General features: G+C 57.2%; 10 protein-coding genes. All 10 read right to left on the bottom strand.

What is annotated here, in order from left to right:
* Nucleotides 1–20: 20 nt before the first annotated feature.
* The 10 genes from ACFSR7_RS30100 to ACFSR7_RS30055 all read right to left on the bottom strand — a co-directional run bounded on the left by ACFSR7_RS30100 (nt 21) and on the right by ACFSR7_RS30055 (nt 13,694).
* Nucleotides 21–1,199 (bottom strand): ABC transporter ATP-binding protein, encoded by a 1,179-nt coding sequence (locus ACFSR7_RS30100; protein WP_378168036.1) that lies wholly within the window; start codon nt 1,197–1,199, stop codon nt 21–23.
* Nucleotides 1,196–2,839, bottom strand: a complete 1,644-nt coding sequence (locus ACFSR7_RS30095) for an ABC transporter permease (RefSeq protein ID WP_378168034.1) — start codon at nt 2,837–2,839, stop codon at nt 1,196–1,198. The genes ACFSR7_RS30100 and ACFSR7_RS30095 overlap by 4 nt, the downstream gene beginning before the upstream one ends.
* A 140-nt stretch (nt 2,840–2,979) precedes the next feature.
* Complete coding sequence (locus tag ACFSR7_RS30090) at nt 2,980–4,131, bottom strand: ABC transporter substrate-binding protein (RefSeq protein ID WP_378168032.1); 1,152 nt, start codon at nt 4,129–4,131, stop codon at nt 2,980–2,982.
* A 213-nt stretch (nt 4,132–4,344) separates the two neighbouring features.
* Nucleotides 4,345–5,052: a GntR family transcriptional regulator gene (locus ACFSR7_RS30085; RefSeq protein WP_378168030.1), complete on the bottom strand. Its 708-nt coding sequence runs from the start codon at nt 5,050–5,052 to the stop codon at nt 4,345–4,347.
* A 166-nt stretch (nt 5,053–5,218) separates the two neighbouring features.
* Nucleotides 5,219–6,553 carry a hypothetical protein gene (locus ACFSR7_RS30080; protein ID WP_378168028.1) on the bottom strand — a complete coding sequence of 445 codons (1,335 nt, stop codon included), beginning with the start codon at nt 6,551–6,553 and terminating at the stop codon, nt 5,219–5,221.
* A 203-nt stretch (nt 6,554–6,756) separates the two neighbouring features.
* Nucleotides 6,757–7,503: a PAS domain S-box protein gene (locus ACFSR7_RS30075; protein ID WP_378168026.1), complete on the bottom strand. Its 747-nt coding sequence runs from the start codon at nt 7,501–7,503 to the stop codon at nt 6,757–6,759.
* Nucleotides 7,504–7,690: 187 nt separating this feature from the next.
* On the bottom strand, nt 7,691–10,192 hold the full coding sequence (locus ACFSR7_RS30070; protein WP_378168025.1) for an ATP-binding cassette domain-containing protein: 2,502 nt from the start codon (nt 10,190–10,192) through the stop codon (nt 7,691–7,693).
* Nucleotides 10,165–11,055 carry an energy-coupling factor transporter transmembrane component T gene (locus ACFSR7_RS30065; protein ID WP_378168024.1) on the bottom strand — a complete coding sequence of 297 codons (891 nt, stop codon included), beginning with the start codon at nt 11,053–11,055 and terminating at the stop codon, nt 10,165–10,167. The genes ACFSR7_RS30070 and ACFSR7_RS30065 overlap by 28 nt, the downstream gene beginning before the upstream one ends.
* Complete coding sequence (locus ACFSR7_RS30060; RefSeq protein WP_378168022.1) at nt 11,052–12,050, bottom strand: DUF4430 domain-containing protein; 999 nt, start codon at nt 12,048–12,050, stop codon at nt 11,052–11,054. The genes ACFSR7_RS30065 and ACFSR7_RS30060 overlap by 4 nt, the downstream gene beginning before the upstream one ends.
* Nucleotides 12,051–12,062: 12 nt before the next feature.
* On the bottom strand, nt 12,063–13,694 hold the full coding sequence (locus ACFSR7_RS30055; RefSeq protein WP_378168021.1) for an S-layer homology domain-containing protein: 1,632 nt from the start codon (nt 13,692–13,694) through the stop codon (nt 12,063–12,065).
* Between the last annotated feature and the right edge of the window lie 36 nt (nt 13,695–13,730).

Genomic DNA, 13,730 nt, shown 5'->3' with positions numbered 1-13,730 from the left:
CGGGAAGCGCTCCTTCCTTTTTATAATTGCGCGGTTTGAACGGCGGCGCCCGCAAGCGCCAGACGATCCGGGCGCTTGCTGTCTTGCTGTAAGCTTGTCCCTTCCCGCCGACCGGGCAGCACGTGCAATTTATCCGGATCGGCTCGCAAGCGGACGCGTCCGCTGCGCACGCCGCCGTATCCGGGATCGGAGACGTCCACCACGAATGTCATGCCGCCGCTAAGCAATTCATAGCGTACCAGCCGTCCCAAAAATCGGCTATTCGCAATCTCTCCCGTCCATTCCGGCCCTGCCGCCCCCGCCTCGTCCTCCCCGACGATGGCGAGACACTCGGGCCGGACAACGAGCGTGACCGCGTCTCCGATCTTGTACGATGGACCCGCTGCAGGAACACTGAAAAAGGCATCCCCGCAGCGGACCTGCAGCTTCCCCTCGTCCGCAGCCGCCACCTCGCCGGGCACGAAGTTCGCCGTCCCGACGAAGTCCGCCACAAAAGCGTCGCTCGGCTTGTAGTAGACTTCCCAGGGCGTGCCTACCTGGCGTATGCAGCCCTGATCGAATACGGCGATCCTGTCTGAGAGCGACAGCGCTTCTTCCTGATCGTGCGTTACGAATACGGCGGTAATGCCGGTACGACGCTGCAGGTCTCGAAGCTCGTCTCTGACTTCCACCCGCATCTTGGCGTCGAGATTGCTGAGAGGCTCGTCCATCAGCAGCACCCGGTGGCCCGTCACGAGCGCCCGCGCGAATGCCACTCGCTGCTGCTGGCCGCCGCTAAGCTGCCTGGGCAGACGTTCGCCTAGTCCTTTCAGTCCGAACATATCGAGCATTTCGCCGATTTTGCGGCGGATGTCGGCACGGGAATCTTTCTGCAGCTTTAGGCCGTACGCGATATTTTCGGCAACCGTCATATGAGGAAATAACGCATATTCCTGGAAGACAAGCGGCGTCCGGCGCTTGAACGGCGGGAGTCCGTTCATGCGGACGCCGCCGATCGCAATGTCTCCGCTGTCCGGCTCGTCAAAGCCGGCGATCAGCCTCAGCAGCGTGGTCTTGCCGCAGCCGCTCGGTCCGAGCAGCGTCGTGAAGCTCCCTTCAGGAATGTCGAGCGAGACGTCGCGGAGCGCGGCGTACGCGCCGAACGATTTGGAGACGCCCGCGATGCGAATATGCGGTTGCGGCGCTACGGTTGTATTCATAGATACCTCCGATCTTGTAAGGACGGAATTAAACGGGATAAAGCCAGCACGGCGAATGCGATGGCAATCAAAACAACGGTAAATGCGGCAGCGCCTCCCCAGACGCCGCTCTGGACGAGACTCAGTATGGATACGGTGCCGACGGACGTATGAACGGAATAAATGAAGACGATGACGCTAAGACAGGTGACCGATCGCAGGAATGATACCGCCAATCCGGACAGCATCGGTCCTCTTACCAGCGGAAGCAGCACCTTGCAAAAGGTGGCGAAGCTGCCCGCGCCCATATTGAGCGACGCTTCCTCCAGCGAAGGTCCGATCTGCTGAAAGCCTGCCAGGCAAGCGCTGTAGCAGGTCGGCAGGTTCCATAACGCCAAGGCGATAATCATGATCGCGGAAGTGCCGCCAAGCTCGAACGGCGCTTTGTTGAAGGCGATCGCGAAGCCGAGTCCGAGGAATACGCCGGGGACGGCGCCAGGCAGAATGGCCAGCAAGTCGAGAAGACGGTTAATGCCGATCCGTCTGCGTTGAACCAGATAGGCGAGCGCCAGTCCAAAGACGGATGCTGCTGCCGACGACCAGAAGGCGAAGCGGATGCTGTTGTAAAGCTCCGAGCCCTTGGCCGAAACGTACTTCAGGTTGCCGAGCGTGAAGCTCCAGTCGTAACCCCAGGTTTTCGTAAAAGCACCGTAGAATAGCACGCCGTAAACCGCAAGAATAAACAGGGAGATCAGCAGGCAGCCCCCGAATAGACTCCATTTGACGGCGTTCGGCAGCGGATAAGGACGCAACCCCGAGCCTTTGCCCGTCACTGTCACATACGATCGGTTGCCCACCCAGCGCCGGTTGGCGAGAAACAGCAAGAGCGCCGGCGCCAGCAAGGCGGTGGACAGCATCGCGGCGGAAGAAAGATCAAACCAGCCTGACATCTGCATATAAGCTTCGGTGGGCAGCAGCGTAAAATTGCCGGCGATGATGATCGGGTTGCCAAAGTCGGCAAGCACGTTCATCGCCGCGATTAAAGCGCCGCCCGCAATGCCGGGACGACATAGCGGCAGGAAGACGTGCCTGAAAGCCTGCCAGCGCGTCGCTCCCAAATTATAGGCGGCATATTCGAGATGTACGGCCGAAGACTTCATAACGCCATATAACACCGTATAGGCGTAAGGAAAAAAAGTAATCGTCTGTACGAGCCATAACCCATGCCAGCCGTAGATATCGACATTCATATGAAGCAGCTGCTTCGTGATCAAGCCTTGTCTGCCGAAAAGCAAAATGTAAGATAATGCCACGATAAATGGCGGCGATACGATGGGAAGCAGCGTGACGAACCTGAACAACCCTTTGAACGGAACATCCAGTCTGGCCAGCGTGAAGGCGAACAAAAAGGCGACAGCCGTACAAGAAACAGTGGATATTGCGGTCATGAAAAGGCTGTTCAATCCTGCGCGAAACCAGCGCGCATTCGTCCATAGCTGCACGTAATCGGCGGCATGAGGCAGACTTACGACCTTGGCAACCGGCCATAACACGAAAAATCCGGTGAGCGTCACGGCGACAGCGATGGCGATCGCAAGCCATGGCTCGTGCCGAAGCTTTTTGATGTCCGTCCATGCGCTTCTGAGGGCGGACATAGTCATCGGGATCACCTTCCCCTTATATTTCTCTTCTTTCCTTTTTCTTACGTGCTGCCGATACGCACGGAACGCCGGCCCCCTCTTTGGCGCCGTCTTGGCGCGCTGCGAGGCGACCGGCTTTCCTTGCTGCCTATAAACTCGCGTTATTTGCTGCCGATCATATCCGTGAACTTTTTGACGACGTCGGCTTTCATGGCAGACGCTTTCGTCCGGTCATAATCGACCAAATGCACGTCCGCCAGCTTGATCATGCCCTGGGGCGGTTCGACATCGTTGCGGACGGAGTAGCGGTTGGAGCTGTTCGCGTTCATTTCTTGCACAGGCTTGGTAAGCAGCCAGTCCACGAATTTCTTGGCGTTCTGGGCATTATCGCCTCCCTTGACGATGCCAACCCCGCCGATCTCGGCCGCAGTCTGATCGGGTACGATGACTTTAATCGGATAACCCTGCTTGGCCGACTTGACGATGTCGTGCGCCCAGGACATGCCGGCTGCAAACTCGCCTGTTGCGGTCAGGTTAATGCCGTCCCCCGCCTTCGCAGTATAGTGATGAACGTTTTCATTCAGCTTCTTCAGGTAATCCCAGCCCTTTTCATCTCCCAAGCGGAACAGCTGATCCGCGATGAAGATGTAGCCCCCTCCCGCGGTCGCAGGGTTGGAGGTCACGAACTTGCCCTTGTAGCTTGGATCCAGCAAGTCATCCCAGGTTTTCGGTTCTTGAACGCCCTTGGATGCGAATTCTTTTTCGAAACGTTCCGTATTCAGCACAATTCCGAGCACGCCCATGTACCAGCCCTGCCAGTAACCGTTCGGATCGCCGAACTTCGCGTCTATCTCCGCGGCATTGGGTGACGTATAGGATTCCAGCAGGCCTTGATCGGCGAGCGGCTGGTAAAATTCCACGGAGCCGCCGACGAGGATGTCTGCCTGAGGGGCGTCCTTTTCCGCCTGTACTCGCGTGCTTGCCTCGCCGGCGCTGCCCAGATTCAGGTATTCCAGCTCGATGCCGGTATCTTCTTTAAACTTTTTTTGCATTTGAATGATGTCGTCCTCGTTCATCGCGGAGTATACGACAAGCTTCTTGGATGCCGGCTCTGCGGCCGAAGCGCCGGCGCTGCCGGTCGCTTGCGCCGCAAGCGTAGCGGCGCCCGCCGCGGCGTTTTCCGATTGGCTCGCGGATGCGTTCCCTCCGGCATTGTTGTTTTGGCCGCACGCGGCCAAAAGCGACAGCGAAGCCGTTAGTACCATTGCGGTTAACAGCCCGCTTTTTCCTCGTTTTCTCCAACTCCCCAACATAGCGATCCTCCTCATAATGTCCAAGCTGTCTGACATCTATAAAGGTACAGGACCTGTGTTACCCGAGCGTCAAGGCTTGGTTAAAGATTCATTAATTATGAGATCAAGCGCAAAAAAACCGCACAGGGCTTGTGCGGTTTCCTTGACTTGATCAGAAAGCATTCGGCAGAAGAACAACGCGGGCGGCGATACGCGGTCACAGCGGATCCTTCTTCAATCCCGACGAACGAACAGCTTGAAGGCGCTGCTCTTAAGGTAGTCTAACGAGTAAAATACAGGCCGGTCTTCCTGGTCGTAGTGGAGCTGCTTAAGTAGCAGCAGCTCGGAACCGAGAATGTCCGCCGCGATAAGATCGCGCTTGTCGGTCGTCCCCACTGCGCATATCTCTGTCATCGCGTAGGAGATTCGGATGCCCAGCTTGCTGCGGAGAAAATCGAAGATCGCGCCGCTGAAACCTTCCGCGAAATGATCGCCCGCGATATGCTGCGGAAATATATTGTAGTAAAAGGCGACCTTCTGGTCGTCCGCCGTGCGCGTTCGTTCGAGCACGACGACCGGACCTTCCGTCTGCAGCTTTTCTTGCCAGTCGGATTCCGCATCCTGTCCGTAAACCTTAACACCCGTTTCGCTTTCTTTATAACCTACGTTTTTGATCATCTCGCCCAGGCTGCGAAGCTTGTTCAAGGGGTTGGATATAAAAGGCGAGCGCTCGTTGACATACGTGCCTACGCCGTTTTTACTAATAAGCGTGCCTTCGCGCTGAAGCATCTTAAGCGCCTCGCGCAGCGTCGGCCTGCTGACCTCGAACGCCTTGGCCAGCGCAGGCTCCGAGATGAGCTTTTCGCCGGGCTTCATCTCGCCCGACAGGATCTTTTGCTCGATCTCTTCCTTGATTCGAATATACAGCAGCTTATTGTCCATGGTCCGATTCCTCTCGCATTTGACTTGCCTGTCCCTTCAGACTATCAAAAATAGGACTGTACTGCCAGCCTCCTCACGCTTGTCGCCGCCCCTTTAAGGCCTCAATTAAAAAGCCGGATCCGCGGCGGACCCGGCGTTAACCGTATTTTTTCGTGCACCCGTTCGTCTACTTTGCCTCGACCGTGGCCGTTAGTCTCGCCTGCCCGTTGCTTGTCGTTGCATTCGTCCAGGTCATGACCGTGCCCGGCGCGACGACTGCCGAGACATAACCCATGTCGTCATCGCCGGATGTGCCGTCCGAGTCGTAGACATGAAGTTCGACATTCGTGTTCGCAGGCTTGGCCACGTACACCGTATTATAACTTTCCGAGAAGTGCGGACCGAACTCCGCCTCGTTGGCTCCGAAGACGATATTGTAGTTCAGGCCGATCGGGGCATCGTTCTTCTTCCAGAACCGGGCATCGGTCTGGCCCTCTCCGTTTACGTAGGCTTTGATGTAAATATCGCTCTTGCCGCCGAAAGGATCGCGGTCGGCCAGGCTCTGCGCACTGGACAACGTGATCTTGTGCGAATAATAAGGATTGTAGACGTAGTTGTGCGAGAAAGAGCCGAGTCCGTCAAGATGGACGTCCACCTGGTGCGCTGGATCGGACCAGTTCATGCCTTGAAGTGCGGGACCGTCGTCGCTGTCGTCCCAGCCCCATGGCGCATTGGCGGAATTCGAGGTATAGTCGTCGCCTGCGATTGTGCCCCAGGAGGAAAAAATATTGGGATCGTTGCGCCGGTTCCACAGATCGCCCCATTCGATCAGCGCATAGCCGTAATGGTTGGCGTAGCTGCCGGACGTATTGGTCGGCAACGTGGCTTGCCCCGTATAATCGTAGACGATTCCATCGCCGCCCGGCGCAGACGAACCGTCGTAAGCCTTGACGCCATGTCCGCCGCTGGGGCTCTGTCCGTTCGCCTGACAAAATACCATAGGATGGCTGCCGTTAAAAAGCACGCCTCCGTCCACGTTGTCGGAACCCGCTGTAATCGTAGGATCGTTGGTATAGTCATACCATTGATTGTGTGCCATCGTCTCCATTAACCGAAATTTCCCATACGTCGAGCCGTCCTTTTTAATGACCAGAATCAAACCTTCAAAATCGTTCTCGTGCGCGTCAAGCGGGCGCGTATACGCGTCGTCTCTGGCATGGAACAGGTCGTATTCGATAAAATAATCGGTTGCTGTCTCCGACACCTTGTAGTAAACGTAGGCGTTCTGATTGAACTTGTCGAGATTGTTCCAGTTGTTGCGCGCCAGGTAGTCCCCGTCATAGTTGAAGTTCGTAATGAAGTCCGCCCTCACGTTCAGGTCCGCATTGACGTCTTGGTAAATTTGCGGTGCCCAGTGAGCGGCCAAATCCGCGTAATTGACGGCTGCCTGGCTGGTACCGGTACCCGCGAACAATCCGACGGCCGCGACCGGCAGGGTCAACAGACTTGCGACTTTTTTCATGAATAATCCCTCCATAAATGAAATGGCGATGCTGTCTGACATCTATATTGTAATGAGGTGTCCATTCTGCCATCAATACACGGTTCGTTAAATGTTTTGTAACGTTTCGATTAAAAACGAGAAGAACGATTAATTTATCGACAACGCGAGCAAAAAAATAACCGGATGCAGCGTGGCTGCTTCCGGTTATCGGCTATCGGCGCCTATTCGACTTGCTTGCGGTCCGTAATATCGCGTCCGAAGCTGATCGTCTGGATGACCTCTCCGGATTCGTCGCGAATATATTCAGACGTCGTCTCATACATGCGATAATCGCCGTTCTTGTGCCGGACGCGTCCGATAAACCGGACGTTGTCGCGATCGATCGACGAGAGGCCGCGGAATTCCAGCAGCTTTAATATGTCGTCCGGATGATTAAAAGCCGCCGAATGCTTGCCGATAACTTCGTCCGGCCGATAGCCAAGCAGCGCCGTGACTGTCGGCGATATGTACGTGAACACGCCGTCCGTCGAAAAGACGGAAATCACGTTTTGCGACTTTTCCAATAGGTATGAAAGAAGCTCTCCCATGCTCTCCTTCTCGCTTGGCTGGTCAGACGCCCGATCGACGCTCTCCAAGGTGATCAGATCGCCGATTGCTTGTCCGTCGCTCTGCAGCGGAACAAGGGTGAGCCTGACGTCTATGGAATGACCTTCCCGATGAAGCGCGCTGCATTCAAGCTTAGCGGCTGCTTGGTCACGATCGCCGGTCCGGTCAATGCCCGAGGAATCAAGGATACGTACCAAAGGGGCGTGAAGCAACGCTTCATGCGAGTATCCGAGAATCGAAGATACGGCAGCGTTGGCGTGCTGGATGAAGCCGTTGGAATCAATGACGAGAAGTCCGTCGGGATGACGGTCGAAATAGTGTTGAAAAATGCCTATCGATGAAAATAGATCGTTTTTAAGCATGGATAGCCGCCTTTAACTACGGTAGACTCTGATCGTTTACATAGGCTAATTATATACTGACTATTCGGGTTCTCAACAGGCTTTTGATTCAAGTTTTCACAAAATCGTGCTGTTATTCATACAAAAAGGCCCCGTGAGCCTAAGCTCAGGGGCATACTGGTGCTGCTTGGTCGTCTTGCGAAGCTCGTTATCGCGATTGAACCATGCCGTATTTTTCTTTGATACGGTCGAGCTTCTCCAGCATCGGCTTGGCAAGAAAGAGCAAAAAGACGACTGTCGCAATGCCATGGATGAGATCGAACGGAACGCCGCGAAGGCAAGCGAGCCAGACGACTTCTATCGTCAGTTTGGACTGCGTCATCAAAACCGATGACAGATTCATCAGCGTGCCATACAGCGCGAACGCCGCGATGCCGCCGAACGCGCATAGCGCGAGCCGGTTTCTTCGAAGCAGGCCCTTCTTGAACAGCAAGCCGGCAAGAAAGCCGATGATGCCGAAACCGAACATCTGCCACGGCGTCCATGGTCCTTGACCGAAGTAATAGTTCGAAATGAATCCGGTGACCGCCCCCACCAGGAAGCCGGCCTCCGCCCCGAACGCGACACCGGCAATGATGACGATCGCCGCGACGGGCTTGAACTGAGGAAGCATAAAAAAGGCCATCCGTCCGGCGACGCCGATCGCGCAAAGAACCGCCAGCGTTACCAGCTCCTTGGCTTGCGGCTTTCTCCCCTCGTAGATGAGTACGAACGGCAGCAGCGTCTCCAGAATCACGAGCATAGATATAAAATAATATTTCCGGTCGTCCAGGTATTCGATGCCGAACCAGATGGTAAGCGGGATGAGCAGCAAAATCATCAGCATGGCCATCGTCGTACGCTTCGGCAGCCGGTGGCGAGCATCGACCTCGCGCATAGGATTTGAGGGCGGTTCGACCTTTAAAATTTCAGCGCTGCGCCTGTTGGCTCGGGAAACGGTTGGCGGCCTGTTAGACGATTCGTCATCAACCGGATAATGGGTCCCCGCGGCGCCGAACGCTTGCAAAATATCTTCCCCCGTGATCGCGTCCGGAAGGACGTCTCTGGCCATTCGGTTCGCTGCCGTCGTATAAAACCGGTTGCCGGCAAAAAAAGCGCGCGGCTTGTCCTCGGAGACGACGACCCCGTCGAATACCATAGCACAGCGATCGGCATGGCTCGCGCAAAAATCGATGTCGTGGCTGACCATGACGATGGCGGTTCCTTCCGCCTTCAAGCGCGTCAATAGGTTCGCCAGCTTGTGCTTGTACGCGGCGTCCAAGCCCTTGGTCGGTTCGTCCAGCAGCAGGACGGCAGGCTCGAGCAGCAGCACCTTCGCAAGCGCCGCGCGCTGCTGTTCGCCGCCGGATAAATCGTAAGGATGTCTTTCCAGCAGCCCTTCAAGCTCGCACAGGCCGATGACATAGGCCAATCGTTGCGAGATTTCCGCAGCGCTCAGCTTTCTGCCCGCCAGCATCTCTAGCAGATCCGCTTCAACCGTCTTCCGGACGAAAAGGGCTTGCGGATTTTGCGGCAAAACGGCCAAGCCGCCGTTATATTTTTCTTGGTCCGTCCATTGCGATAACGGTCTTCCGTGCAGCTCGACGGCGCCGCGGTATGGATTGCGCAGACCGGCAATCAGGGAAAGTACCGTGGTTTTGCCGATGCCGTTGCCTCCAACGATCGCATACAGCTCGCCGGAATAAGCCTTCAGGCTCAATCCTTTTAATACGTCCGGCGCGTCCTTGTCGTATTTGAACCACACTTCGTCCAGCCGGACTGCCGGTTTGCCGCGGCCGATTCCCTCCTTCTCCCGGTTCTGTACCTGGACGATCGGTCTCGTCTCGGCCAACCGGTGTAAGAAGTCTCGACCTTCGCGGACGGTCACCGGACACTCGAACGGACTGTCGATCCCTGCGTAGACGCGCATCGGAGTCGGCATCGCATGAAACATCTCGTGGCGCGATTCGCGCAGCCGCTCCCCGACTTCCCTGGGCGATCCCAGCGTGACGATCTCTCCTTGCGCCATCACAATCGCCAGGTCTGACATCGGCAGCGCCTCCTCCAGCCGGTGCTCCGACAGCACGACAGTCACGCCGAGCTCCCTGTTGATCTTGCCGAGCGCGGCCAGAAATTCCCCTGCTGCGATCGGATCGAGCTGGCTGGTCGGCTCGTCAAGCAGCAGCGCGCGCGGCTGCATCGCCATGACCGAGGCGAGGTTGAGCAGCTGCTTCTGTCCGCCGGAGAGCTCCGTCACTTTTTTGTGAAACCATTCCTGAATGCCGAAAAAGCTGGCCGTCTCGGCAACGCGCCGACGGATCTCGGAGGCGCCGAAGCCCAGGCTCTCAAGTCCAAAAGCGAGCTCATGCCACACTTTGTCCGTGACGATCTGGTTGTCCGGCGATTGCAGAACGAAGCCGATCTCCGCGATTTGCACGCGCCGGTCCGTCTCCTCGATCGGGCTCCCTCGATAACGGACCGTTCCGCTTCGGCGCCCGTGCGGCGCAAGGTCCGGCTTGAAATGCCGCAGAAGCGTCGACTTGCCGGAGCCCGATTGGCCGCAGAGCGTGACGAACTGACCTTGGCGAATCGCAAACGAAACGTCGCGCAGGGCGTTCTTGTCCGATCCCGGGTAGCCGAAGGTCAGGCGCTCGACTGCGAATGCTTCCATCTCAGATCCTCCCGAATGTTGATAACAAGCGGAATCGCGCATAACGCGGCATAGGCCAGGAACACGCTCATGCTGTATGCCGAAGACTCCACGCCCTTCATCGAAGGGAAATAACGATAATACATCGCTTTGGCGCTGGCACCGATCCACACGTAGCCGCCGATCGCTCCGATCGCGATCAACGCGGAGCCGTCCCGTCGGTCGAATCGGAACAAAGAAAAGGCCGTCCTGCCTTTTAAGCCGTAACCGCGGCTTCTCATCGATGCCGCCGTTTCGACGGCGTTCTCGAGCATCCAAGTCGTCATGATGGACAGAATCCGAATGCCGTGCTTCGCGCGGGCCAGCAGACTTCCGTTGGAGATGTCCCTGCCGATGCATCGCTGCGCGGCCGAGACGACGGCAAGCTGCGCCTTGAACCGTGGCACGAAGCGCAGCACCATCGATAGTACGAGCGACAGCGCGGGGATGACCCTGCCGAACAAATAAATGAATTTGTCGGACGTCATCACCGCGTTGTAGCAGGAAAACCAGCAGATGACCGAGACGAACATCGTCGCCGCCACGATCCCGTATGCAATAGATTCCAGCGTCAGCGGATTGCCGCTTCGCAGGTAGCCGAGAATCGTCGCACCCTCGTGATTGAAGGCCGGATTGATCAGCGCCGTCGTGACCAGCATCGGCAGCATGTACAGCAGATTAAATCTGATCGCCCGTCTGCCGTTCAGCGAGATAGAATACATAAAGGAAAAAAGCAAGGAAATGACCAGGCACGCAGGGTGCATGAAAATCATCGAAAAGGCGATGACGAGCGCGAAGTACGCGAAGTTCACGACAGGATGATAGCCCGAGAACGCATCCTTCACTTGTTTCCACCGCCCGAAGCGTTATAGGCGTCGCCGACGTCGCGGCCCAGATCGCATGTATACACCCACTCGATCACGTCCCCCTGCTTCAGCTCGTAGCGGCTGCTCCCGTAATTCGGAAACCAACCGTTCACCTTGTACATCCAACCGGACAGCTCGCCGCAATCGAATTCGTACAAATTGTTGATGCCTTCGATATAGGCGGAGTTGTACATCGGCGTGTTCTCGAACTCCATGTGAATTTTGTTCTTCTTCATTTCCCGCTGCAGCACGTTAAACACGGATTCACCCTCGTAAAAAGTCACTTCCCGCTTCGAGAAAATGACGCCGTCATCCGGAACAAGCTCCAGCTTGTCGGGATCCAGCAGATCCAGATGGTCCAGTATCGTCGCACAGGAGACGGACAAATGCGCCGTCATGGCCTTGTCGGTAATCTTGGCATCCTGCGGCTCCACAGGAAGCGGCTTGCCGGAAGGGACCGGATCGGTCTTATACTGGTCCTTGCCCGTCTTCGGATCGATCGCCATCGACGGCGAAGGCGTGGGCGATCCGGCCGGCCGTGCCGTGGACGTCGGCTTGGGCTTCGCTGTAGAAGCCGACGACTGCGATGCCGCAGGAGATGCGGACGAGGACGCCGCAGACGATGGCGAAGCCGCCGCTGCAGGCGTTGAAGTCGGCGATGGCGATAGTGCCGGAGATAGTGACGACGGCGCTGGCGACGCAGCGCCTGACGGCGATGACGGCGAAGGCTCTGCTTGCGTCGCCCCGGAATCGGAGGACTGGCCATTCCCTGTGCCAGCCCCCTCCTTCCCTTCGGCAGTTTGCGCGTTCTGGCCAGCGTCCGTCGCCGGAGCGGCAGACGGACCCGCGGAGATAGCAGTCCCCGTCGCGGGCCGATCAGCGCTTTTCTCAAGCGGACCGCTGGCAAAATATGCAGCGACCAAAACGGCAACGATCGCAATGGCCGCTATAATCTTGTTTTTCGTAAATCGCATGTGATCGCCTCTTTACAACAGTTTAGCCGCGGTGAGCAGCCGCGCGAGCATTTCGGCGATTTGGGCGCGCGTGACTGCAAGCTTGGGTTCGATATTGAGGTCGTCCTGCGACAAAATATGTTCTCGGTAATCGAAAGCGAGCGAGGTACGCGCCCATTCGGCCGTTTTGACGTAGTCGCCGAACGGGGCCAGCAGATCGCGCGTCTCGGCGACGCCTAGCGCCGTGTCCATGCCGCTAAGCTTTGCGGCGTTCGCGATCATGACGGCGGCTTCCTGCTTCGTGATCGTGGCGCCCGGCGAGAAGGTCGACTTCGAGGTGCCGCTGACGATGCCGTAGGTCGATGCGGTTCCGACATATCCGGCATACCAGGTGCCGGCAGGTACGTCCGAGAAAGCAGCCGAGGTCTTGGGCGACAACCCCAGCCCTCTAGTTACGATGACGGCGAATTCGGCGCGGGTCATCGTCCGGTCGGGCTTGAAGGCGTCCGCGGTCATGCCGTTAATAATGCCGCGCGAGCTAAGCGCTTCGATGGCTTTTTGGTTCGGATGCCCGGCGATATCGGAAAAGGTTTTGGCGGCGTCGAGCACCGGCAAAGATCGAACGTCCGCGTTTTTGTCGGGCAAGCCGACGCTCTCGCTGCGCGAAGAAGGCGTTTTGCGCTTCACGTCGCTCATCCGGTAAAGGCTCGGCTTCCCTTTCGCCGCCCGATCGGCGTTTACGAGTCCGTACAGCGCCTGCTCGGTGGACATCGCCGTCGCGCCGCTCCCATCAGCCGCATGCTGAAACCCATTTCCCTTAACGTAATAATCGTCCAAAGCATCGACGATGGATCTGCCGTTTTTCACGAACCGGCTGTCGTCGACGGGAATGCCCAGCTCGCAAAGCGCCATCAATACCTGGACGGCGCTTTCCGAGTTGCCGATTCCCCAGCTGGCATAGCCGCCCTTGTCGTCCTGCAGCTTCGACAGCCGGTCCAGCGCCCGGTCGGTAGCCGCCTTCACGTTTTTCCGATCCTGATACTTGGCAAGCGCCTGCAGGGCCATGCCGGTAATGTCGGGATCGGCCGCGTCGCCCGTTAGTGCGAATCCGCCGTCCTTCAACTGCCGCGACAGGATTTCGTCGATATACATCTCTCTCGTCGCCTGCACCTTCGCAGAAGGATTGATCGGCATGGCGTAATTGCCGCTGTCCAGCGCAATAAGCGCAAAGATCGGCCCGTTGATCCCCTGCCAGACGGTCTTCTCAAAATCGCCGAGCGGCGACAGCAGGTTATAACCGCCGACGTCCGACGGATCTGCGCCGATCGCCGTCAGCGCCAGAATCAGCCGCGAGTATTCCGTGTACTTCTTATCGTGGAGCTGGCCCTTCAATCCGACGACATATTGCTCGACTGTCTCGTAATAGTCGTCATAGTAGCTTTGCGGCACGTCGTAGTCCGATCGTGCCAGTCCGATCACCGCCCATTCGCCGCCGATCGATCCGACCTCGGGATGACTCACCGTAGACAAGACGTAAGCCGCCGTGTCCGCCGCGATTTCCTGCGACGATTTAGCCGGTGCCGCTAGCGCAGCGGCGCTCCCGAACAGGCAGATCGACAATGCGATTAACGCAAGCCATGTAAACCGTTTTGTAAAACTTCTCATTCCTTTTCTCCTTCCGCTTAAAATGCAAGAGGGGAG

Origin of the sequence: Cohnella sp. GCM10020058 (assembly GCF_042683485.1) — a bacterium.
In the GTDB taxonomy this organism is placed as follows: Bacteria; Bacillota; Bacilli; order Paenibacillales; family Paenibacillaceae; genus Cohnella.
The sequence above is the reverse complement of the archived record's forward strand: the minus strand, read 5'-3'. Positions and strand labels throughout refer to the sequence as shown.

What these genes read in the sequence shown, in the direction of transcription:
- ACFSR7_RS30100 (WP_378168036.1), bottom strand. Translation starts at nt 1,199, where the DNA reads ATGAATACAACCGTAGCGCCGCAACCGCATATTCGCATCGCGGGCGTC.
- ACFSR7_RS30095 (WP_378168034.1), bottom strand. Translation starts at nt 2,839, where the DNA reads ATGACTATGTCCGCCCTCAGAAGCGCATGGACGGACATCAAAAAGCTT.
- ACFSR7_RS30090 (WP_378168032.1), bottom strand. Translation starts at nt 4,131, where the DNA reads ATGTTGGGGAGTTGGAGAAAACGAGGAAAAAGCGGGCTGTTAACCGCA.
- ACFSR7_RS30085 (WP_378168030.1), bottom strand. Translation starts at nt 5,052, where the DNA reads ATGGACAATAAGCTGCTGTATATTCGAATCAAGGAAGAGATCGAGCAA.
- ACFSR7_RS30080 (WP_378168028.1), bottom strand. Translation starts at nt 6,553, where the DNA reads ATGAAAAAAGTCGCAAGTCTGTTGACCCTGCCGGTCGCGGCCGTCGGA.
- ACFSR7_RS30075 (WP_378168026.1), bottom strand. Translation starts at nt 7,503, where the DNA reads ATGCTTAAAAACGATCTATTTTCATCGATAGGCATTTTTCAACACTAT.
- ACFSR7_RS30070 (WP_378168025.1), bottom strand. Translation starts at nt 10,192, where the DNA reads ATGGAAGCATTCGCAGTCGAGCGCCTGACCTTCGGCTACCCGGGATCG.
- ACFSR7_RS30060 (WP_378168022.1), bottom strand. Translation starts at nt 12,050, where the DNA reads ATGCGATTTACGAAAAACAAGATTATAGCGGCCATTGCGATCGTTGCC.
- ACFSR7_RS30055 (WP_378168021.1), bottom strand. Translation starts at nt 13,694, where the DNA reads ATGAGAAGTTTTACAAAACGGTTTACATGGCTTGCGTTAATCGCATTG.